This window comes from Streptomyces venezuelae, assembly GCF_008642375.1.
In the GTDB taxonomy this organism is placed as follows: Bacteria; Actinomycetota; Actinomycetes; order Streptomycetales; family Streptomycetaceae; genus Streptomyces; species Streptomyces venezuelae_G.
Map to the genome: position 1 here is coordinate 1,887,369 of NZ_CP029194.1, position 21,956 is coordinate 1,909,324.

The 21,956-nt window shown below is 70.9% G+C and carries 20 protein-coding genes and 1 pseudogene; 5 read left to right on the forward strand and 16 right to left on the reverse strand.

The features are described 5' to 3' along the window. Nucleotides 1-37: 37 nt before the first annotated feature. A complete protein-coding gene (locus DEJ46_RS08360; RefSeq protein ID WP_411757731.1) occupies nt 38-346 on the forward strand; it encodes a hypothetical protein in 309 nt (102 codons plus the stop codon). A 15-nt stretch (nt 347-361) separates the two neighbouring features. On the opposite strand, the gene DEJ46_RS08365 is transcribed toward DEJ46_RS08360, so the two are convergent. From DEJ46_RS08365 to DEJ46_RS08385, 5 genes are all read right to left on the reverse strand, one after another. Beyond that, nucleotides 362-1,153 carry a DUF4239 domain-containing protein gene (locus DEJ46_RS08365; protein WP_150264910.1) on the reverse strand — a complete coding sequence of 264 codons (792 nt, stop codon included), beginning with the start codon at nt 1,151-1,153 and terminating at the stop codon, nt 362-364. A gap of 201 nt (nt 1,154-1,354) precedes the next feature. After that, complete coding sequence (locus tag DEJ46_RS08370; RefSeq protein ID WP_150264911.1) at nt 1,355-2,602, reverse strand: NAD(P)/FAD-dependent oxidoreductase; 1,248 nt, start codon at nt 2,600-2,602, stop codon at nt 1,355-1,357. 126 nt (nt 2,603-2,728) lie between these two features. Beyond that, complete coding sequence (locus DEJ46_RS08375) at nt 2,729-5,014, reverse strand: RICIN domain-containing protein (RefSeq protein WP_150264912.1); 2,286 nt, start codon at nt 5,012-5,014, stop codon at nt 2,729-2,731. Nucleotides 5,015-5,184: 170 nt separating this feature from the next. After that, a complete protein-coding gene (locus DEJ46_RS08380) occupies nt 5,185-5,766 on the reverse strand; it encodes a TetR/AcrR family transcriptional regulator (protein ID WP_150264913.1) in 582 nt (193 codons plus the stop codon). A 10-nt stretch (nt 5,767-5,776) separates the two neighbouring features. Continuing rightward, nucleotides 5,777-7,447 (reverse strand): serine/threonine-protein kinase, encoded by a 1,671-nt coding sequence (locus DEJ46_RS08385; RefSeq protein WP_150264914.1) that lies wholly within the window; start codon nt 7,445-7,447, stop codon nt 5,777-5,779. 333 nt (nt 7,448-7,780) lie between these two features. Here DEJ46_RS08385 and DEJ46_RS08390 point away from each other — a divergent pair, with 333 nt between their 5' ends. Continuing rightward, nucleotides 7,781-8,944: an agmatine/peptidylarginine deiminase gene (locus DEJ46_RS08390; protein WP_150264915.1), complete on the forward strand. Its 1,164-nt coding sequence runs from the start codon at nt 7,781-7,783 to the stop codon at nt 8,942-8,944. A 37-nt stretch (nt 8,945-8,981) separates the two neighbouring features. Here DEJ46_RS08390 and DEJ46_RS08395 read toward each other — a convergent pair whose 3' ends face one another. Next, nucleotides 8,982-9,953, reverse strand: a complete 972-nt coding sequence (locus tag DEJ46_RS08395) for an SMP-30/gluconolactonase/LRE family protein (protein ID WP_150264916.1) — start codon at nt 9,951-9,953, stop codon at nt 8,982-8,984. Nucleotides 9,954-10,193: 240 nt separating this feature from the next. Between DEJ46_RS08395 and DEJ46_RS08400 the strand changes: the two genes are divergently transcribed. After that, nucleotides 10,194-10,424, forward strand: coding sequence for a hypothetical protein (locus DEJ46_RS08400; RefSeq protein ID WP_150264917.1), 231 nt, complete (start codon nt 10,194-10,196; stop codon nt 10,422-10,424). An 84-nt stretch (nt 10,425-10,508) separates the two neighbouring features. Further along, nucleotides 10,509-10,940, forward strand: coding sequence for a nuclear transport factor 2 family protein (locus DEJ46_RS08405; RefSeq protein ID WP_150264918.1), 432 nt, complete (start codon nt 10,509-10,511; stop codon nt 10,938-10,940). Here the strand turns inward: DEJ46_RS08405 and DEJ46_RS39775 are convergent. The 5 genes and pseudogenes from DEJ46_RS39775 to kdpF form a co-directional block, all read right to left on the reverse strand. Next, nucleotides 10,933-11,142: pseudogene (locus DEJ46_RS39775) on the reverse strand (IS630 family transposase); the annotation flags it as partial. The gene DEJ46_RS08405 and the pseudogene DEJ46_RS39775 overlap by 8 nt on opposite strands. Nucleotides 11,143-11,225: 83 nt before the next feature. Then, nucleotides 11,226-11,891: a potassium-transporting ATPase subunit C gene (locus DEJ46_RS08415; RefSeq protein WP_150264919.1), complete on the reverse strand. Its 666-nt coding sequence runs from the start codon at nt 11,889-11,891 to the stop codon at nt 11,226-11,228. Nucleotides 11,892-11,897: 6 nt separating this feature from the next. Beyond that, nucleotides 11,898-14,003 (reverse strand): potassium-transporting ATPase subunit KdpB, encoded by a 2,106-nt coding sequence (kdpB, locus tag DEJ46_RS08420; protein WP_150264920.1) that lies wholly within the window; start codon nt 14,001-14,003, stop codon nt 11,898-11,900. Continuing rightward, entirely contained in the window at nt 14,000-15,664 is a 1,665-nt protein-coding gene (gene kdpA / locus DEJ46_RS08425; protein WP_150264921.1) for a potassium-transporting ATPase subunit KdpA, read from the reverse strand. Before kdpA ends, kdpB begins: the two co-directional genes overlap by 4 nt. A gap of 8 nt (nt 15,665-15,672) precedes the next feature. Continuing rightward, complete coding sequence (gene kdpF / locus DEJ46_RS08430; RefSeq protein WP_150264922.1) at nt 15,673-15,762, reverse strand: K(+)-transporting ATPase subunit F; 90 nt, start codon at nt 15,760-15,762, stop codon at nt 15,673-15,675. A gap of 303 nt (nt 15,763-16,065) precedes the next feature. Between kdpF and DEJ46_RS08435 the strand changes: the two genes are divergently transcribed. Beyond that, nucleotides 16,066-16,521, forward strand: a complete 456-nt coding sequence (locus tag DEJ46_RS08435; RefSeq protein ID WP_150264923.1) for a tellurite resistance TerB family protein — start codon at nt 16,066-16,068, stop codon at nt 16,519-16,521. A gap of 30 nt (nt 16,522-16,551) precedes the next feature. Here the strand turns inward: DEJ46_RS08435 and DEJ46_RS08440 are convergent, their stop codons facing one another. From DEJ46_RS08440 to DEJ46_RS08460, 5 genes are all read right to left on the reverse strand, one after another. Beyond that, nucleotides 16,552-17,484 (reverse strand): M56 family metallopeptidase, encoded by a 933-nt coding sequence (locus DEJ46_RS08440; RefSeq protein ID WP_150264924.1) that lies wholly within the window; start codon nt 17,482-17,484, stop codon nt 16,552-16,554. Between the two features lie 8 nt (nt 17,485-17,492). Beyond that, nucleotides 17,493-17,978 carry a BlaI/MecI/CopY family transcriptional regulator gene (locus DEJ46_RS08445; protein ID WP_150264925.1) on the reverse strand — a complete coding sequence of 162 codons (486 nt, stop codon included), beginning with the start codon at nt 17,976-17,978 and terminating at the stop codon, nt 17,493-17,495. Between the two features lie 35 nt (nt 17,979-18,013). Then, the gene (locus tag DEJ46_RS08450) at nt 18,014-18,943 is read right to left on the reverse strand and encodes a glutaminase (protein ID WP_150264926.1); all 930 of its coding nucleotides are present in this window, start codon (nt 18,941-18,943) and stop codon (nt 18,014-18,016) included. Between the two features lie 39 nt (nt 18,944-18,982). Then, the gene (locus tag DEJ46_RS08455; RefSeq protein ID WP_150264927.1) at nt 18,983-20,194 is read right to left on the reverse strand and encodes a hypothetical protein; all 1,212 of its coding nucleotides are present in this window, start codon (nt 20,192-20,194) and stop codon (nt 18,983-18,985) included. Nucleotides 20,195-20,310: 116 nt separating this feature from the next. Further along, nucleotides 20,311-21,855, reverse strand: a complete 1,545-nt coding sequence (locus tag DEJ46_RS08460; protein ID WP_223834567.1) for an MFS transporter — start codon at nt 21,853-21,855, stop codon at nt 20,311-20,313. Nucleotides 21,856-21,956 lie beyond the last annotated feature (101 nt).

Below are 21,956 nucleotides of genomic sequence, written 5' to 3' on the forward strand. Positions count from 1 at the left end.
GCGGCCAGGCATCCTGTCGCGGGCGGCCGTCGAGCTGATGACCACCAATCGCCTCACGCCCGGGCAACTGGCGGCCCGGGACGCCATGTTCGGCACCGTCGCCCACCTGTCGTCCGGCCAGGGGTCGAGCGGCGGCTGGGGCTTCGGGATGGCGGTACGCACCTATCGCGGCGACTACGCGCCCGCCGGCCGGTTCGGCTGGTTCGGCGGTACCGGCACCACCGCCTACGCGGACAGGACCAACCGGCTCACCGGAGTCCTGCTCACCCAGGTCGGACTGTCCACTCCGGATTCCCCGCGCGTCATGAACGACTTCTGGACCACGCTCTACCAGGCCGTCGACTGAGAGCGGGCCCGACCTTCACTCCGTCCAGTACCGCTCAAGTGCTCCCTCGCGGTACGGCGCGGGACTCACGCTGAGCTCGCCGGCGAACGGGCGGTCGAGGACGAAGACCAGGAGCAGGCTGAAGCCGATGAGGGCGGCGACGGAGGAGACGAAGAGGATCTGGATCCGCAGCTTGCGCATGCCGTAGAGGAAGGTGAGCGGGATCAGGACGAGCGCGCCTCCGAAGGCCAGCACCTGGAGCAGCGGCGGGAGTTCCTGCTCGGCCATGGTGATCCGGGCCCGGCGCTGGGAGGCGACGTCGTTCAGGTGGCTGACGGCCTGCTCGTAGAAGACCTCCTCGCGGACGGTCTTCGGCTCGTACGACTGGAGCACCTCGAAGACGGTCTGGAACCGGTTCGCCGTGGCCCCGTAGCTCGGCTGTCCCTCGCGCATCAGCGGCCACTGGTCCTCCACGACCCCGTGGACGTAGGCGCTCAGGGCGGTGTCGAGGCGGGCGCGGACGTCGGGCGGGAAGGCGGCGGCGTCCCGGGCGATGAGGGCCATGTCGGTGGCCTCGGTGGCGACGATGGTCTGGGTGTTCTCCAGTTGCGTCCAGAGGGTGACGATGACGAAGGCGAGGATGATCCCGTAGATCGCGCCGAACATCCCCAGGGTCACGCCGACCATGTCGTTGTGCTCCCCCTCGGCCAGCGAGGGGTACCTGCGGCGGAGCAGCACGCTGCCGGTGACGGCCAGGACGACGGTCCCGCCGACGGTGACCACGGCGAGAGTGGTGGTGCTGAAGTGGTTGAGCAGCCAGAGCGACATGTGCGGGGAGTGTAGGGACCGGGCACGCGCGCCGGAGCCGCCCCCGGAGGGCGAGTACGCCGGGCGCGCTCCGGTCACCCCGCGAGCGCGCCCGTGATCAGCGGGGGCGCTCCCGGACCCTGCTGTGCGCCGGTGCGCAGGAGATTCCACACGGATGAGTGATGGACGGGTCCCCGGTCAGCGCTCATGGGCCCGGCAGGGTCACGCCCGGCGGTGCTTGATGTTGACGGCCCAGGACTTGGCCATGATCACCGGGTTCACGAACCGGAGCGGGCCGATCAGGCGGGAAGCGAACAGGTGCATGTGCCGGGCCAGCGAATCGTCGCGCACCGCCGCCGAGAAGATCAGCCGCTCCACGGGGTTGAACGGGCGGGCCTTGGCGAAGTCGACGGCCAGCTTCTGGTGGCCGGTCAGGCGGCGCCGGTGGCCGCGCCCGTACGCCGCGAGCGCCCTGTCCAGGTCGCCCGCGCCGGTCACGGCCGGGGCGACGGCCTCGGTCAGCCACTTCGCGGTCTCCAGGGCCCACCCGCAGCCCACTCCCCACAGGGGGTCGCTCGTCAGGGCCGCGTCGCCGACGAGGGCGAGGCCCGGGGCGGTGGGCCTGCGGCTGCGGAGGGGGTAGTCGACCGTGCCGATGATCTTCGTGACGCGCTCGGCGGAGTCGATCGGCGGCGCGTCGGGCAGGTCGCGGACGAAGTCGAGGAAACTGCGCTCCAGGTCCGCCCGGAAGGCCGGCAGCCACTTCTTGTCCGGGACCACGGCCACGACCGTCACCCCGCCGTCGTTCGGGAAGGCGTACGCCATGTCGGGTTCGAGGAACCAGGTGTGGGCGATCCCGTCGCGCAGCGGCAGGTCGCGGAAGTGCGCCAGATAGCCGAACCGGGTGTTCTCGTACTCCCGCGTCGGCACGTCGGCGAACTTCGCCACGGGCGAGTCCCTGCCGTCGGCGCCGACCACGAGGCGGGCGCGGATCTCGCGCTCGCCCTGTGGTGTCGACGCGCGCACTCCGACCGTGCGCCCCGCTTCCCGGGTCAGGCCGGTCACCTGATGGCCGAGGAGCAGGTCGACGCCGGGGGTCTCCGCCGCACGGGACCTGATCAGCGGGTCGAGGGTGCTGCGCCGGACGTTGTACCCGTACGGCAGCGGGGGCCCCGCCGGCGCGGGCTTCGGGTGGATCCATCCCCAACGGGTGTACCAGCGGGCCTCGTTGCGGACGGCCCCCGCCTTCTCCAGCGCGGGGACGAGACCGAGCTCCTCGAGGACCGGGTGGGCGTTGGCGGTGAGGGAGTGGGTGCACAGCACCTTGTACGCCCCGGGGTCCGAGCGGCGCTCCAGCAGGGCGACACGGACACCGCGCCGGGCGAGCAGGATCGCCGCGGCGCTGCCGGCGAGGCCGGCCCCGCTGATGACGACGTCGTAGTCGTGAACCGGGCTCTCAGGCTTGGTCATGCGCCGATCGCTCCCTTCGGGTGTGATGCCGCGGATGGGGTGCTGCGGCGCTCATACTGTCAGGCGCATGACCAACCCGAGGGGCGGTCGGGCGGGCGGGTTGACAAGCCCGGACCCCTCGAAGCCTCAGCCGATCGTCCATTGCTGCAACGCCGAGCCGGAGTTCGGCTGTTGGGTGACCGCGGCGCCGTTGGCGGTGGACGCGGTGGTGAGCAGCAGTCCGCTCTTCACGGAGGCGACGGTGTACGCGCCGCTCGCCAGCCGCGTGACGGTCCAGCGCTGGTTGGCGCCGCCGGTGCAGTTCCACTGGATGACCTTGGCCCCGGCGCTCGTGGACCCGCCGTCGACGTCGGCGCAGAGTCCCGACTCGGCGTTGGCGAGCTGGTAGGTGCCGTCGGCGCCGCGGGTGAAGCGCCAGGCCTGGTTGGCGCCGCCGTTCGGGGTCCAGGTGACGAGCTGCGTGCCGGCCGTGGTGCTGTGCCCGGGGTTGTCGAGGGCCTTGCCGCTCGCGGCGAGCGTGTGGTTGCCGTCGGCGATCACGACGGGGGCCTGGCCGACCGCGGTGAGCGTCAGGGTCTGCTCGCCCGCCGTCCGCGTCCCGCCCACGGCGTTGCCCGTGGTGTTGCTCCAGCTCCGGGTGGGAGTCGTCTCGGCCAGGCGGTTCGCCGTGCCGGACAGGCTGATCACGAGGCCGCTGTAGCGGTTGACCAGGCGGTACGTGCCGTTCGGCGAGCCGTCCGCGGCGGAGGTGCCGGGGATCACGAACCACTGCTGCCCCACGGAGGGGCCGCCCGCCGGGGCCGGGGTGACCGTCGGCCTGGTGCCCCAGGCGCGGCTGCCCGTGGTGGCCGAGTCGACACCGAGGAGCTGCCCGGTGGCGGCGTTGGCGATCCGGTGCGAACCGTCTCCGTTGGCCGTGAAGATCCACGATTCCAGGTCGGCTCCGGTTGCTGTCGGTACGGACGTGGTCGCCGAACCGCCGGCGACCTGGGCGAGGACGCGCCCGCCCGCGGCGGAGATCCGGTACGCCTTGCTCGTGTCGACGGGCGCGGCGGGTGCGGAGGAGTCGACGGCGAGGTTGACGTACTCACTGGACGCTCCGCCCGAGCAGCCGAAGGAGCAGTAGGAGCGGAAGTTCCTGCCGACGATCCCGGAACCGGTCTTGTTCACGCCGTCGAGGAACCAGCGGTACCACGACGCGTTCCGGTAGCTGCCCGTGTCGCCGAGACGGAACCACTTCTGGGTGGTGAGGTCGTCGGTGGCGTAGATCTCCTGGGGCGCGTTGCCGCTCTGGTCGACGGCCTGCGGCTCCCCGATGTACAGCCCCAGGTGGGCGTTGTAGGTGATGTCCATGACGAACAGGGGCGAGGTGGGGGGCATCTTGCCCGCCGCGACCTGCTGGCTCACGGTGCCGGTGTTCGTCGGGTCGTACTCACCGCCGACAGGGGTGTGGCCGGTCGTGTCGGACGCCGTCACCGGTGTCATGTTGCTCTCGCGACCGCCCACTCCGGGCTCGGTCCAGGCTCCGTCGTACCACTTCCTCCAGGAACCGGGCGCCATCTTCCCGGAGATGGGGGCGCGCGCCACGTGCGCGTGGAAGGCCTTCCAGCCGCCGCCCTTCTCCACGATCCGCGAGCCGTAGAAGGCGTAGAAGTACCCGGAGGCGGTGTCGACGAACAGGCGCTGGTCACCGTCGCCGTAGTGGTACGTCTGTTGCGGGAAGGCCGCCGTGTCGCCTCGCCGGGTGCTGAAGGGGGAGGTGATGACGTGGTCCTTGATGGCCCACGTCCTGCCCTGGTCGGTGGAGACCGCGTAGTCGATCCCGTCGAAGTGGACGCCGTCGCCGAAGGGTTGCGGGGTGAACTCGTTGTGCACGAGGCCGTACCAGTCGCCGGTGTCCGGGTCTACCCACACCCCGGCCAGGTCGCAGAAGTTCCGCTGGGAGTACGACGATCCGACCGGCGCGTAGGTGGACTCCAGGCCGGTCGGGCTGTTGTTGCACCGCCATGTCGTGTCGTTGTTGCGGTCGTTGGGGTTCGCCGGGTTCACGGCGTCGCTGAGGGCGGTCGACCGGACCGCCGTGTCGAAGTTCGTCCCGGTGAAGAAGTTCCACCTGCGCTGCTGCGTCGATCCGTAGAGCGCGTGGGCCTGCTGGAAGTAGAAGGTGCCGTCCTTGTCGATGTAGGGGGAGGCCGGGGTGTCGTCGGGCTGGGACCACGCCCCCTTCGCACCGACGGTGACGCTGTACGTGGCGGCTGCCGCGGCCCCGGACGCCTGCGCCGGTACGGGTACGGGGGCGGGTGCCGATACGGGGGCGGGTGCGGGCGCTGTCGCTTCGGCGCCGCCCGCGGTCACCGCGAGGGCGACGGCGGCGACGACCGTACCGAGCAGGCTTCTTCGAGGAGTTGACATGGGGGACTCCTGACTGGTCTCCGTGCGCAGCCCTTCAAGGCGGCTGGATACACAGAAGCGCGCCGCGCGGGCCGTGCACATGGACACTCGACCGCGGCGCTTGGACTTTGCGTGCGGCGCGAGAAAGTCGGGTCAGGAGGGAGGAGGCCGGAAGGGAGAAAGGCCGGAGGCTACGACTGTCGCAGCCGGGCCAGCTCCACCTCGACGGCCTCCGCCATGAGCGTGCGCGCGTGGTCGATCGTGATGCCGCCGCTCAGCCAGCGCATGCTCAGGCCCTCCAGCAGAGCCGTGAGCCGTTCGGCGGACGCGGCGAGCCCGACCGCCGGCGCCAGGGGCTCCACCTGGCCGAGGAGCCCGGCCACCTCCTGCACCCACACCAGGGTCGCCCGCGCGAGGTCCTCGCGCAGGACCGGGTCGAAGACGGCGCTCGCGCGGAGCTCGCCCCAGGCCGTGCTGTTCTCCCGCACCTCCGGCGTGTCCTGGAGCTCCAGAATCAGCACCTGGTCGAGCTCCTCGCGCGGGCTCAGCGGCTCCGCCGCCTCGTCCTGCGCCGCGGTGTACCGCTCGGCGCGACTGTTGATGAACTCCAGCGTGTGGCGCAGGATTCCGGTGCGGTCCTTGAAGTGGTAGTAGATCAGACCGGTGGAGACCCCGGCCTCTTCGGCGAGTTCCTCCACGCGGAGCCCGCGGACCCCGCGCCGGGCGATCACCCGGGCGGCCGCTTCCAGGATCTGAGTACTACGAGATGCCATGTCACGAACCCTATCCGGACCGCCGGGCGGCACTCGATCCCGGCCCGCTCCCTGCCTGCTCCCGGCCGGCTGAGCCGCTCCGCCGGTACTGGCTCAGCACGACCGTGACCGGACCGGTGCCGGAACCCCCCTCGACCAGGCGCGCCACGACGAGCCGCTCGCCGTCGGCGCTGCGCACGCAGAACGGCCGCTCGTCGGCGAGCTCGTCGAACGGCAGGCTCGTCACCGGCTCCGCGTCGACCCCGCGCTCGCAGTCGGCCGGACCGAGCGCGTACCCCGAGGCGACAAAGGCGTCGGCGTCCTCCGGAAGCACGAACCCGCTCTTGTCCCGGGCGAGGTACCACACGGCGGTCTCGGCGGGCGCGACCTTCCCGGTGCCGAGGTCGAACTCGTAGCCGTCGTCCGGGACGGTCAGCTCCATGTCCGCGTAGCCCGGCGTGTACCCGGCGGCCCGTCCCGCGCCGCCCAGGTCCGGACCGGACGTCAGCCAGTACGCGACGCCGGCCGCCGCCACAAGACCGGCGACGACCGCGGCGCACCCGGCCACCAGAGCCGTACGCCCACGACGCCGGCCCCGCCGCGCGGCCGATCCACCCTTCACCGAACCACCCGTCGCCGATCCGCCCTTCCGTACGGGCTCCGCATCCCGCTCCGCGGTCGATCCGCCCGGCGCACCCCCGCCCGGCGCACCGCTGCCCGTCGCGACCCGCTCCGTGGGCACACGGACCGCGGGCGCCGCCGCCCGCGTGGGACGGTCGTGCGGCGAGAGCCCGCCGTCGGGCACGGGCGGTCGGTGCCCGCCGGAGGGCAGGGCCCCGCCGAGGTCCTGGCCGGGGCCGACGGCGAGCTGCGCGCGCACGGCGGCGATCAGCTCCGCCGGGGTGGGGCGGCGCTCCGGGGACTTGGCCAGGCAGTGCCCGATGAGCTCGCGCAGCTCCGCCGGCAGGTGCGAGAGGTCGGCGGGCTCGTGGACCACGCGGTAGAGGGCCGCCGACTCGGGCCCCGCCCCGAAGGGCAGGACGCCCCCGGCCACGTACGCGGCCGTGGCACCGAGCGCGAAGACGTCGGTCGCGGGGGTCACGGGGTGCCCGAGGGCCTGCTCGGGTGCCATGAACGCGGCGGTGCCGATCCGCAGGCCGGTGCCGGTGAGCCCGGTGGCGTCGGCCGCGCGCGCGATGCCGAAGTCGATGACGCGCGGGCCGTCCTCGGCGATCAGGACGTTGGCGGGCTTGAGGTCGCGGTGGATCACACCCGCCCCGTGGATGGCCTGCAGGGCCTCGGCGATCCCGGCGACCAGGCGCAGCACCTCGGGCGCCGGAAGCGGCCCGTGGCGCTGGACCACCTGCTGGAGGGAAGGACCGGGGACGTAGGCGGTGGCCAGCCAGGGGACGACGTCGTCGGGGCCGGCGTCCACCACCTGCGCGGTGAACAGGCCGTGGATGCGGCGCGCGCTCGCGACCTCCTGGGAGAACCGTCTGCGGAACTCCGGGTCGGCGGCGAAGTCCTCGCGCACCGCCTTCAGGGCGATGGGCCGGCCGCCCGGGGTGTGGGCGAGATAGACGACCCCCATGCCGCCCGAGCCGAGCCGGGCGTGGACCCGGTAGCCGCCGATCTCGTGGGGGTCGGCGGGCGTCAGCGGCAGGTGGGCCGGCTGGACCACGGGTGGCAGAGGGGAGGACATGAGCGGCTCTTTCGGCGGTACGGAACGGCAGGGCCGGTGGGGTGCACGGCGCGCCCCGCGCCGAGGGTGCCTCTTGACTAAAGTTTCAGTCAATATCGACATCAACCCTACAGCGGCCCACACCCTCCCCCAACCCCTCCCCTCATATTTGACTGAAAATCCAGTCAGTGCCACAGTGGGATCACGGCCCACCCCCACTCACGCCGCCACGGCGCCGTCCTCACGGCCGCCGTACGCGTGAAGCCAAGGCCCGCGATTCCGTCACCGCGCCGCGTCCCCGAGATCCCACGGCCACCGCCGGATACTCTCGCCAGCCCACGATCGGAGCACGCTGTGTCCCCCTTCCTTCCCACCCGTCGCACCGCCTTGCGCGGCTTCGCCGGCATCGGCGCCGCCCTCGGCCTCGGCGCCACCGCCTGCGGCCCGGAGGACCCCGCGCTCGGCGGCGCGGCCGGCACCCCCTCCCGCTCCCCTTCGGCCGACGGGGAGCGCCACTTCGGCGCCGAGTGGGACAGCCACACCCGTACGTTCATGTCCTGGCCCGCCCTCGCCTCCGTCTGGGAGGACGACCTGTCCTACGTACGGGAGGACATCGCCCGCATCGCGCGCGCGATCGGGGAGTACGAGGAGGTCGTGATGATGGCCCGCCCGGAGCAGGTGGCGGCGGCGCAGCGGGCCTGCGGCAGGCAGGTCGAGGTCATCCCGCTCGCCGTCGACGACCTGTGGGCCCGTGACACCGTCCCCGTCTTCGTCGAGGACGACGGCAAGCTCGTCGGGGTGGACTTCAAGTTCAACGGCTGGGGCAACAAGCAGGAGCACACCGACGACGCGCAGGTCGGCCGCAAGCTGCTCGCGCGGTACGGCATCCCCCGCGAGCAGGCACCGCTCGTCGCCGAGGGCGGCTCCTTCGAGACCGACGGCGAGGGCACCCTCCTCGTCACGGAGAGCTCGATCGTCAACGACAACCGCAACCGCGGGAAGAGCCGGGACCAGATCGAGGACGAGCTGATCGAGTACCTCGGCGTGGAGAAGGTCGTCTGGCTCGCGGGCGTCCGCGGCGAGGACATCACGGACGCGCACGTGGACAGCCTCGTACGCTTCACCGCGCCCGGTGTGGTCCTGCTCGACCAGGCGTTCCCCGGCACTCCCCCGGACTCCTGGTCCCGCTCGGCCGACCAGGCCCGCTCGGTGCTCAGCAAGGCGACCGACGCGCGGGGCCGCCGCTTCGAGATCGTCGACCTGCCGCAGCCCGACCTGGACAGGATCACCGGCGAGGGAGACGACTTCGTGTCCACGTACGCGAACTTCTACGTCGCCAACGACTCGGTGTTCCTGCCCAAGTTCGGTGACAAGAAGGCCGACGCGCGGGCGAAGGCCATCGTGGGCGAGCACTTCCCCGACCGGGACGTCGTCCAGCTGCAGATCGACACCATCGCCTCCGGCGGTGGGGGGATCCACTGCGCCACCCACGACCAGCCCGGCAAGCCCGCGGCCTGACCTGCGGCCCGGACTGCGGGCCGGCCTTCCGGCCGGGTCAGCGGCCCTTTCGCAGCTGGGCGAGGAGGAGGTTCGGGTCCTTCACCTCGGTGAAGAACGACGCGCTGGGGACGTAGACGGTCTTCCCGCGCACCGCCACGGAGGTCGGGTTGGAGAGGCCGTCCTGCGCGTTGAGGACGACCTTGTGCGTGCCGTCGGGGCGTACGAGCGCGAGGGCGTTGTCCATGATCAGCGCCGCCAGCGCCGTGTCGTCGTGACCGGTGAAGGCGAAGTCGTCGATCCAGGCGAGCCCGGTCGCCCTGGTCTCGATCGGGCCCGCGCTCTCGTCGGCCCGGACGGGGATGCGCAACAGCGTCCGCCGGTCGGTGTTGGAGACCCACACGGCACCGTTGTGGACCTTGAGGCCGTTGGCGCCGACGAGGCCGTCGGGGGCGGGCAGGGGCTGGAGCGCGGTACCCGTGGCCCAGGCGGTGGGCGTCCCACCTTCCACCGGGACGCGCCACACCGTTCCGAGCACCGAGTCGGCGGCGTAGAGCACACCGCACTTCTCGTCGAGGGCAAGGCTGTTGGGGAAGCCGTCGGCCGGCAGCTTCGCGATCTGGACGGGCGCGCTGCCGTCGGCCCCGATGCGCCAGATGCCGTTCTCGCTCGTGCCGGTGGCGTAGGTGACGTAGAGCGTGCCGTCGTGGGCGCGTGTGATGCCCATGACGGCGGCCACGCCGATGACGGGGGTGTTCGGGTCGGTGACGACGGGCAGGGTCGCGACGCTCCGCTTCCCGCCCTTCTTGTCGACATTGACGACCTGCCGGGCGAAGCTCATGGTCAGGTTCGCGGAACCGTCCGGTTCGAGGGCGATGTTCTCGGGCGCCTGGCCGAGCGCGAAGTCGAAGCGGGCGACGATGCGCGGGTCCGTCACGACCGTTTCACCGGCCGCGCCGGGGCCCGCGGCGAGCACGGTGAGGGCGAGGGCGGCCGTGGCGGTGGCAGCCAGGCGCGGGACTCGGGACATGGATCTCTCCTTGGTGGGCACGAGGCGCCGGCGAGCGCGGCGCCGAACAGACGGACGGCCGTGCAGCCGGTCATGGCGACGCGGGCACACAGCCACACGACGACACGACGTCCGGTGCCGGGCGAAGCCCGGGCCGACGGATCGCCCACGTGGCCCACGTCCTGGGGCCGGTTGCCTCGCACTCGGGTGACGCCGGCACCGACCGAGGGAGCAGATGTATCGCCTGCTGCATCTGTCGTCGTGGCGGAGCCCGATCGCCGCGTCCTCGGCGGCTTCTCCGAGCACACCGTCACCTCCCTCCTCGTCCTCGGCGGACTGCTCGACCTGTCCGACGGCGCCGGTGTCGGCACCGTCGCCACCGGTGCGGCCGTGCCCGTCCTGGCCCTGGCGAGGGGACGGGCGCCGGTCAGAGTCCCGGAGATCCGGCTTGAGCCGGCGCGAGGTGGAGCCGGCCATCCCCGCGCTCCCTAGTGCTGTGACCGGGATGGTTCACCGTGGCCGGAGGACGGCTCACGGGACGAGCGCGTTCCGCCAGGCGACTGGTATTACTGGTGCATGCAGGAAGAGACCGCGCGGTCCGCGATCGACACGTTCATCTCCGCGTTCAACGCCTCGGACGACAGCTATGTGACTGCGTTGCTCTCCCAGGCCCTAACCTCGGACGTGGTCTTCTGGGGACCGTTGGGCCGCAGTGAGGGGATCGAGGCGGTCGAGCGGTTCGTGCTGGACATCCGGCGCCACCCCGCGGGGACCGGCACGATGGTGCGCTGTTCGGCGGTGGACATGCCGGACGAGTGGGCCCGGTACCAGTGGGTCTTCACGACGCCGGATGGAGGCCCCCGCCTGGCGGGAACGGACGTGGTCCATCTGAGGCGGAGCCTCATCGACCAGGTCATCGTCTTCGCGGGGGAGATCGAGCCGTCAGAGCCCTGCACGCCTATCTACGCTGGGCCTCAGCGGTCCGAAGTGGGCCTCGATTCTCGTTGAACCCGCGGATCTCATCGCGCACGGTGTCCTCGTCGGCCGCCACCAGCTGGGCGATCACCGGCACCCGGTTCCCGCCGGCCGATGCCGGCAGCATCATCGCGCGCCGATAGCGCACCGAGTTGGTGCTGCCCCGGCGCACGATCTGCTGCAGCCGCTGCCCCTCCTGGTCGGTCGGTCTGCGCACACGGACAGGCTCGGCCACCGCGCCTCCGGCGGTTGGATCGGACGTCACCGCACATCCAACCGCCACGACAACCAACCCGCCGAACCTATGCGGTCACAGCACTAGCGACTCGCCAACTCCTTCAGGGCAATGTTGAGTTGGAGGACGTTGACCCGGGGTTCGCCGATGAAGCCGAGGATGCGGTCGTCGGTGTGGTCGGCGACCAGTTTGTCGACCTGGGCGACGGTGAGGTGGTTCCTCTCCGCGACCCGGTGGACCTGGATCTCGGCGTACTGCGGGGAGATGTGCGGGTCGAGGCCCGAACCGGAGGAGGTGACCGCGTCGGCGGGCACGTCGGACGGCTTCACCTTGTAGCCGCCGACCGAATTGTCCTTCACCACGGCGGCCTTGGCGTCCTTGACCCACTGGATCAGGTCCTCGTTGTCACCGGATCGGTTGGTCGCGCCGGAGAGGATCAGCTTGTACTGCCCGTTGACGCTGTTGGTGCCCAGGCCGTTGGAGGGGCGGGGCTGGAACCACTTCAGGTCCGGCGCCGCCGTCTCCTCACCTTCCTTGAGGGGGAGGTTGTAGGTCTGGCCGATGAGTTCGGATCCGACGACCTTGCCCTCGCTCTTGATCTCGGAGCCGTTCGCCTCGCCGGGGAAGGCCACTTGGGCGATGCCGGTGACGGCGAGCGGGTAGAGGACGCCGGTGATCACGCTCAGGACGAGGAGGGCGCGGAGTCCCGCCCACAGCACTCGGCCGGTGTTCACTGCTGAGTTGTTCATCGTGGATCAACCGATTCCGGGGATGAGGGAGAGGAGCACGTCGATGATCTTGATGCCGATGAACGGGGCGATCAGGCCGCCGAGTCCGTAGATCCCGAGGTTGCGGCGGAGCATCGAGTCCGCACTGGAGGGCCGGTAGCGCACGCCCTTCAACGCCAGCGGCACGAGGGCGATGATGATCAGCGCGTTGAAGATGACGGCCGAGAGGATCGCGGACTCGGGCGAGGTCAAGCCCATGATGTTGAGCTTGTCGAGGGACGGGTAGGCGACGGTGAACATCGCGGGGATGATCGCGAAGTACTTCGCCACGTCGTTGGCGATCGAGAAGGTCGTCAACGCACCCCGGGTGATGAGGAGCTGCTTGCCGATCTCGACGATCTCGATGAGCTTGGTCGGGTTGGAGTCGAGGTCGACCATGTTGCCGGCCTCCTTGGCGGCCGACGTGCCCGTGTTCATCGCCACGCCGACGTCCGCCTGGGCCAGCGCGGGGGCGTCGTTGGTGCCGTCGCCCGTCATCGCGACCAGCTTCCCGCCCGCCTGCTCGCGCTTGATGAGGGCCATCTTGTCCTCGGGGGTGGCCTCGGCGAGGAAGTCGTCGACACCCGCCTCCTCCGCGATGGCCTTCGCGGTCAGCGGGTTGTCACCCGTGATCATGACCGTCTTGATGCCCATCCGGCGCAGCTCGTCGAACCGCTCCCGCATGCCCTCCTTGACGACGTCCTTCAGGTGGACGACACCGAGAACCCGCGCGCCCTTGTCGTCTTCCACAGCCACCAGCAGCGGCGTGCCACCGGCCTGGGAAATCCGGTCCGTGAGCGCCTGCGCGTCATCGGCGACGGTGCCACCCTGCTCCTTCACCCAGGCGACGACCGAGCCGGTCGCGCCCTTGCGGGTCTTCCTGCCGTCGACGTCGACACCCGACATGCGGGTCTGGGCGGTGAATTCGATCCACGTGGCGTGGGAGAGCTCGCCCTGGTGGCGCTCGCGCAGGCCGTACTTCTCCTTCGCGAGGACGACGATCGAGCGGCCCTCGGGGGTCTCGTCGGCGAGGGAGGAGAGCTGGGCGGCGTCGGCGAGTTCGGCCGCCGTCGTGCCCTTGACGGGCACGAACTCCGACGCCTGGCGGTTGCCGAGCGTGATGGTGCCGGTCTTGTCGAGCAGCAGCGTCGACACGTCACCGGCGGCCTCGACCGCACGGCCCGACATGGCCAGCACATTGCGCTGGACCAGCCGGTCCATGCCCGCGATGCCGATCGCGGACAGCAGCGCGCCGATCGTGGTCGGGATCAGGCAGACGAGCAGGGCCGTCAGGACGATGAGCGAGGTCTGCTCGTCGGCCTGCGCGTAGATCGCGAACGGCTTCAGGGTGACGACGGCGAGCAGGAAGACGATGGTGAGGGACGCCAGCAGGATGTTGAGGGCGATCTCGTTCGGGGTCTTCTGCCGCGCCGCGCCCTCGACCAGGTTGATCATCCGGTCGATGAAGGTCTCACCGGGCTTCGTCGTGATCTTGACGACGATGCGGTCGGAGAGGACCTTCGTGCCGCCGGTGACCGCGCACCGGTCGCCGCCGGACTCGCGGATGACCGGGGCGGACTCGCCGGTGATGGCGGACTCGTCGACGGAGGCCACGCCTTCCACGACGTCCCCGTCGCCGGGGATGATGTCGCCGGCCTCGCAGACGACCAGGTCGCCGATGCGCAGCTCGGTGCCGGGCACCTGCTCCTCGCCCGTCCTGGTCAGGCGGCGGGCGACGGTGTCGGTCTTGGCCTTGCGCAGGGTGTCGGCCTGCGCCTTGCCCCGGCCCTCGGCGACCGCCTCCGCCAGGTTGGCGAAGATCGTGGTCAGCCACAGCCAGACGGTGATCGCCCAGCCGAACCAGTCCCCCGGGTTCCTGACCGCCAGCACGGTGGTGACCACCGAGCCGACGAGCACCACGAACATCACGGGCGACTTGACCATGACCCGGGGGTCGAGCTTGCGCAGCGCGTCCGGGAAGGACTTCACCAGCTGCTTGGGGTCGAACAGTCCGCCGCCGACGCGTCCGGCCTCGGCCGGCCCGTCTGTCGGCGCCTCCGGCCGCGTGGGCCGGGTGGGGGTGATGGTGCTCATGCTGCGAGCCCTTCGGCGAGCGGTCCCAGCGCGAGGGCCGGGAAGTAGGTGAGACCGGCGATGATCATGATGGTGCCGACCAGCAGGCCCGTGAACAGCGGCTTCTCCGTACGGAGCGTGCCCGCGGTCTCGGGTACGGGCGTCTGCTCGGCGAGCGAGCCGGCGAGCGCGAGGACGAACACCATCGGCAGGAACCGGCCCAGCAGCATCGCGATGCCGATGGTCGAGTTGAACCATTGCGTGTCGGCGTTCAGACCCGCGAACGCGGACCCGTTGTTGTTCGCGCCCGAGGTGTAGGCGTAGAGGATCTCGGAGAAGCCGTGCGCGTTGGAGTTCGTCATCGAGTTCGACGGGGTGTCCAGGACGAACGAGGCCGCCGTGAAGCACAGCACCAGGGCCGGGGTGATCAGGATGTAGCAGGCCGCGAACTTGATCTCACGGGTGCCGATCTTCTTGCCCAGGTACTCGGGGGTGCGGCCGACCATCAGACCGGCGATGAACACCGCGATGACCGCCATGATCAGCATGCCGTACAGACCCGAGCCGACACCGCCGGGCGCGATCTCACCCAGCTGCATGCCCAGCATGGTGATCCCGCCACCGAAGCCGGTGTACGAGGAGTGGAAGGAGTTCACCGCACCCGTCGAGGTCAGCGTCGTGGCGACCGCGAAGATCGACGAGCCGCCGATACCGAACCGGGTCTCCTTGCCCTCCATCGCCCCGCCGGCAAGGTCGAAGGCGGGGCCGTTGTGGGCGAACTCGGTCCACAGCATCAGGCCCGTGAACACGATCCAGATCGTGGCCATCGTGCCGAGGATCGCGTACCCCTGCTTGATGCTCCCGACCATGCGGCCGAAGGTCCGCGTCAGCGCGAAGGGGATCACCAGGATCAGGTAGATCTCGAAGAGATTCGACAGACCGTTGGGGTTCTCGAAGGGGTGGGACGAGTTGGCGTTGAAGTAACCGCCGCCGTTCGTGCCCAGCTCCTTGATGACCTCCTGCGAAGCCACCGCCCCACCGTTCCACTGCTGCGTGCCGCCCATGAACTGGCCGACCTCGTGAATGCCGGAGAAGTTCTGGATCGCACCGCAGGCGACGAGGACGAGCGCGCCGATCACGGCGATCGGCAGCAGGATGCGGACGGTGCCGCGGACCAGGTCGGCCCAGAAGTTGCCCAGCTCACCGGTACGCGACCGGGCGAAGCCACGGACGAGGGCGACGGCCACGGCCATACCCACGGCCGCCGACACGAAGTTCTGCACCGCCAGGCCGCCGGTCTGCACGACGTGGCCCATGGCCTGCTCGCCGTAGTACGACTGCCAGTTCGTGTTCGCCACGAACGACGCGGCCGTGTTGAACGCCTGGTCCGGGTCGATCGGCACGAAGCCCAGCGAGCCGGGCAGCGAACCCTGCACCCGCTGGAGCAGGTAGAGGAAGAGGACGCTCACGGCCGAGAAGGCCAGGACGCCGCGCAGATAGGCGGGCCAGCGCATCTCCGTGTTCGCGTTGGCCCCGATGGCCTTGTAGATCCACTTCTCGGGCTTGTAGTGCCTCTCCGAGGAGTACACCTTCGCCATGTAGTCACCCAGCGGCCGGTACGACAGGCCCAGGGCGACGATCAACGCCAGAAGCTGGAGGACTCCAGCAAGAACAGGACTCATCTCCGCACTCAGAACCTCTCCGGCTTGACGAGGGCGAGGACGAGATAGACCAGCAGGGCGGCGGCCACAAGCAGACCGACGATGTTCTCGGCACTCACAGCTTGGCCACCCCCTTGGCGATGAAGGCCACCAGCGCGAAGACCGCGATCGTGGTGACGACGAAGGCCACGTCGGCCATCGTGAGCTCCCGGATGCAGGAAGAAGGAAGAACGGATTCTCGGACGAGATGAGCAAACCCCTGCTCGGACGGGGTCGCGGCTTCCGTTAACGCCCCTCATACGTCCCGCGGCGCCCTCTTGACGCGTCCTCTACGCGATCGCGACCAGCCCGGGAACCTTCCCCCACCCCGTCACGTTCTACAGAAGCGTAGAAACAGCCGACGACGACTGGAGTGACGGAACATGGCCCTGTGGGACCGCATCAAGGAATCCGCATCGGGGATGCAGACCCAGCTGGTGGCGAGGAAGAACGACCTGAAGAGCGGCGCCTTCCGGGACGCCAGCATGGCGATGTGCGCACTCGTGGCCGCCGCCGACGGGACGATCGACCCGGCCGAGCGCCGGCGGGTCGCTCAGCTCATCTCGACGAACGAGGTCCTGCAGAACTTCGACGCGACCGACCTCCAGCGCCGGTTCGACGAGAATCTGAACAAGCTGACGGCCGACTTCGACTTCGGCCGGGTCGGCGTGCTCCAGGAGATCGCCAAGGCGAAGAAGAAGCCCGCCGAGGCCCGCGCGGTGGTCCAGATAGGCATCGTCATCGGCGGCGCCGACGGCGACTTCGACAAGACGGAACAGTCCGTCGTCCGCGAGGCCTGCTTCGCCCTCGGCCTGCCGCCCCACGAATTCGACCTCTAGCCGGGGGCCCGGTCCGCGGGGGCCGGGGCCTTACATCGGGGTGGCCGCGCGGAGGGTGAGGAAGAGGGTGACTGCCGAGTTCGCCGAGGAGAGGGCGGAGGCCGTCGTGCCGAAGGCCGCGGTCCATGCCGCGAGACCCACCGCGGTGAAGAGCGACGGCCAGGTGCGGGGCTGTGGGGCCGGGCGCAGGAGAGCCGCTACTCGGCGGGGTACGGGGCCCGCGCCGGTGACCGCGGGGAGCAGAGGGGTGGTCGTCGGCGGGGCCAGGAGGGCCGCCGTGCCGATCGCCCGGGCCACGCAGCGGCGGCTGGCGACCACGGCGGCGGCCTCCTCGTCGGCCCAGCGTTCGGCGGTGTAGGCGACGGCGGTACGGAGCGGGCGCAGGAACGGGTTGGCGCGGGCGGCGAGATGGACCGTCAGGAGGTGCCGGTGGTGGCGCCCCGCCAGGTGGGCCCGCTCGTGGGCGAAAAGCGCCCTGCGTTCGCGGGACGTCAGCGCGGCGAGCATGCCGGTGCTGACGACGACCCGGCCGCGCCGACGGCCGGGCAGCGCGTAGGCGTAGGGGGCGCCGTCCGGCAGGACGGTCACGGAGGTCTCGGGCAGACCGGCGAGCGCGGCCTCGGCCCGTCGGCGCGCCCGCACCTGGCGCCGGGCCGCCATGCCGCACGAGACGAGGACGGCGAGCAGGGCCGGGATGGCCGCCCGGCCGGCCACCTCGTCGTACGGCAGGGCCGCGCGCACCTCGGGGTCCGACCAGGCGTCGGGCAGCGGGTTGCCGGGCAGCTGGGCCGTACCGACGATCATGAGGAGGCCGAGGCAGAGGGTGCTGCACACCGCGAGGACGCCGGCGACGGCAGAGAGGAGGCGCGTCGCGGTACGGGGATGGAGCCGGCTCTCGGCGAGCCGGGCGATGGGCCATGCCGTGAGCGGGAGGACGAGGGGGAGGAAGACGAAGAGTCCCATGGTTCGTGTCAGCGGTCTTCCTCGGGGGAAGCCGTGGACGCGGAGAGGCCGGAGGCACGGGAAGGGTCGGAGGCGTCGGAGAGGTCCGGGGACTCCGGTTCTGCGGCCAGGAGTTCACGGAGGAGCAGCTCGTCGTTCTTGGAGAGTGCCGTGACGAAGCTGGCGAGTACCGCCTGACGGTCCGCCTCCGCGTCCAGCACCTTGCGCATCCGGAGCGCGGCGAGCCCCGCCTCGTCGGACACGGCCGTCCAGACGAAGGAGCGCCCCGCCCGCTCGCGCTCCACCGCGCCCTTGCCGTGCAGCCGGGTCAGGATCGTGATCACGGTGGTGTAGGCGAGGTCGCCGCCGAGGCGCTCCTGCACCCATGCCACGGGCACCGGTTCGGCGGCGCCCTTGAGCACGGAGAGGACGTGCGCCTCCAGCTCTCCCTGGCCGCGCCTGCTCTGCGAGGGCCGCGTCCCGTCTCCGCCCCGGTTTCCGCCCCGGTCGTTCATGCCGCCCCCCTCCCTCCGGTCCCGTACTTGTCACTTCAGAAGACGGAGAGACCCGTGATGGTGGTGAAGCGGTCCAGGGCGGCGACGCCGGCGACCGAGTTTCCGCGGTCGTCGAGGCCCGGGCTCCAGACGCAGAGGGTGCAGCGGCCCGGGACGACGGCGATGATGGCGCCGCCCACCCCGCTCTTGCCGGGGAGCCCGACCCGGTAGGCGAAGTCGCCCGCCGCGTCGTACGTGCCGCAGGTCATCATCACGGCGTTGACCTGCTTGGCCTGGCTGCGGGGGAGCAGGCGGGAGCCGTCGGAGCGGATGCCGTGCCGGGCGAGGAAGCCGGTGGCGACGGCGAGGTCGGCGCAGGAGGCCTCGATCGAGCACTGCCGGAAGTACTCGCGGAGAAGGGTCGGCACGGGGGTGGTGATGTTGCCGTAGGAGGCCATGAAGTGGGCGAGGGCGGCGTTGCGGTCGCCGTGGGCGGTCTCGGACGCGACGACGTCCCGGTTGAAGTCGAGGTCCGGGTTGGCGGACTCCGCACGCAGGAATTCGAGGAGGCTGCCGGAGGCGTCTCCGGTCATGCGGTGCAGGCGGTCGGTGACGACGAGGGCGCCGGCGTTGATGAACGGGTTGCGGGGGATGCCGTGCTCGTACTCCAGCTGGACGAGCGAGTTGAAGGGGTTGCCGGAGGGTTCGCGGCCGACGTGCTCCCAGAGGCTGTCGCCTTCCCGGGCGAGGTCGAGGGCGAGCGTGAAGACCTTGGTGACGGACTGGGTGGAGAAGGGCTGCTGCCACTCCCCCACCCCGTACACCGTGCCGTCGAGCTCCGCCACGGCCATCCCGAAGCGGTTCGGGTCGACGGCGGCGAGGGCCGGGATGTAGTCGGCCGGGCGGCCCCGGCCGGCGAGGCCCTCGATCTCCTCGCCGATGCGTTCGAGTACGGGCAGGAAGGACTGCTGGAAGGACTGCGCCATGAGCGCATTGTGCCCGGCCGTGGCCGGCTCGGTTACGGCTCAGTTCTCCGCCGTGTCGGGGACGCCGGTCTCCGGCATCTCGTCGAGGGCGTACGGGTGCACGTACCGCGCGTCGTCGAAGGGCGTGAACCAGGTGCCGAAGCCGCTCGCCGCCCCCTCACCGCCACCGCCACCCCCGTCGGCGCCGTCCTCCCCCGTGTCCTGGAGCCACGCGAAGTCCATGTCCTCGTAGACCTCGCCCGCGAAGCGCCCGAGGGCGGCCGCGACCTCCTCGTCCAGGAGTCCGTGCAGGTCGAGGGTGACATGGGCCTGTTCGAGGAGGAGCTTCAGCACGAGCTCCTCGGCGAGGCAGCCGAGCCGCCGGAAGCTGCCGTCGGTGAACCGGGTGGTGAGGGCGATCGCGGTCACCAGGAAGCGGCGCGCGAAGAGTTCGTTGTACTGCAGCGCGTGGCGCGAGGGCAGCTGGTCGAAGTGCCACAGGTGCCCCTGGCACTCGGCGACGGTGGTGTCCTCCTCGGCGAGGGTCTGGACGTCGTCGTACAGCTCGTCGATGAGGACCTCGGCACCGTAGACGAGGGAGCCGGCGGCGAGTTCGGCGCTCTCGGGAGAGATGGCCGGGAGCCCGTCCCCCGATTCCCCTGTTCCCGCGCCTTCCGTCCCCTCGTCTTCCGGGCGGGTCTCTGCACCCGACCCCGCCCTCGCCACAGCTCCTGCCTCCGCTCGCGCCTCCGCGACACCGAAGGCCGCCGGACCGAAGGAGCGGAGCCGGGCCGCCAGGGCGCGGAAGGCGGCCTCGTGGTCCTGCGCCTCCTGCTCCGGCTCGTCGGCGGTGTCGGGCTTCGCCGTGTGATGGGCCCGGCGGGCCTGCGGGTCGCTGGGCGGGGCGCCGGGCCCGTCGGCCGCTTCGAGGCTCTCGCGCGCCGCGTCGGTGTGCAGCTGCACCTCGCTGCTCTCGACCGTCCACTCGGCCAGCAGCTCCGAACGCTCCAGGACCTCCTCGCTCACGGAGCCGACCGCTTCCTCCGCGAACTCCAGCGACGGCGCCGCGACCATCACCTTCAGGGTCGCCCCGCGCGGATGGACGGCCACGGCGACGTCGAACAGGTCCATCTCCATGCCGTCGGCGCCTTCGATTCCGGCCACCGACGCGAAGCCCTGCTCCAGCAGGGCGGTGGCTCCCACGCGGTGGAGCCCGTCCAGCTCCGGAGCACCCTCCGGAACGCGTATTTCCACGGTTACGACATAGGTCACGGACGAAAGCGTGCCAGGCCGGGGCGGGTGGACGCGGGTGTTCGCGGAAGCTTCTCGCCACACGGAAGGAGCCGGCGCCGCGGAGGGGGCACCGGCTCCTGTCGTCGGCGTGCGGGTCAGACCGCGAGCTCGGACTTCTCCTTGCCCTCTGTGTCCTGTCCGTCCGCCGCCCCGGGAGTCCCGGCCGTCTCGCCGTCGGCGGAGGTCTTCTTGCCGTCCCGCATGACCAGGGTGGCGAGGACGGCCGCCGCGAGGACGCCGATCGCGCTGATGGTGAAGGTGGTGGACATCGAGGTGGTGAAGGCCTCGCGGGCCGATTCGATCATCGCGGGGTCGCCCTTGGCTGCGGCCAGCGCCCCGCCGATCGACTGCTTGGCCTGCTCGGGGGCGTCGGCCGGCATCTCACGGGAGAAGGTGCTGGTGAGGAGCGAGCCGAGGATGGCGATGCCGAGCGCGGTGCCGGCCTGCTGGATCGTGTCGTTCAGGGCGGAGCCGACGCCCGCCTTCTCCTCGGGGATGGTGCTCATCAGGGCGCCGACGGCGGCCGGCATCGCGAGGCCGGCGCCGAGTCCGAGCAGGCCCAGGGCGACGGCCGGGACGGTGAAGCCGGAGGCCGCGTCGACCGTGGTCAGCAGGGCGAACGAACCGGCCATGACGAGCATGCCCGCGAGGATCAGGACGCGGTTGCCGACCTTGGCCGCGAGTCCGGCGCCGGCGCCGTTGCCGATGAGCGCGGCGACGGCGAGCGGGACGAAGGCGAGGCCCGCCTTGACCGGCGAGTAGCCGAGGACGAACTGCAGGTACTGGGTGAGGACGAGGAGCAGCCCGCCGTTGCCGATCTGCACGAGGGTCAGCGAGAGCGAACCTCCGCTGAAGTTGCGGTGCTTGAAGAGGACCAGCGGCACCATCGGCTCGGGGGTGACGTTCTCCCAGATCACGAAGCCGACGAGGGAGACGACCGCGACGGCCAGGGTGACGAGCGAGCGGCCCTCGAAGGCGCCGTGCTGCGGGATCTCGATGATCCACCAGATCAGCGCGGTCATGCCGACGGCGGAGAGGATCGCGCCGAGCGGGTCCGGCTTCTGCCAGGGGCCCTTCGACTCCGGCATGAGGGTGAGGGCGGCGACGACGGCGAGGGCGACGACCGGGACGTTGATGAAGAAGATCGACTGCCACGAGAACCGGTCGATCAGGACGCCGCCGAGGACCGGGCTGCCGACGAGGCCGAGCATCGACACGGAGCCCCAGGCCGCCATCGCCTTGGGCCGCTCGTCCTCGTCGAAGACGGTGATGAGGATGGAGAGCGTCGAGGGCATGATCAGCGCGCCGCCGACGCCCATCGTGATCCGCGCGGCGATGACCTCGCCGGGGCTGGTGCAGACCGTCGCGGCCAGCGACGCCGCGCCGAAGAGCAGCAGGCCGATGATCATGATCTTCCGTCGGCCGAACCGGTCACCGAGGCTTCCGGAGGTGAGGAGGAGCCCCGCGAAGACCAGGATGTAGGAGTCCAGGATCCACTGGATGTCCTGGGCGCTCGCGCCGATGTCCTCGGTCATCGAGGGGACCGCGACGGTCAGCGCCATGCTGTCGACCACCAGGACCAGGGTGCTGAGGCACAGCACGACCAGGATCCACCAGCGGCGTGGGTTGCGGGTTTCCATCGGACTTCCCCCTCGACTTTCGTCTTTCGCTTGTCGTCTTCCTTCGATGCGAACACTGTACGCAGGCGCGCACAGTGTTCGCAACCCCATGCACCTGTACG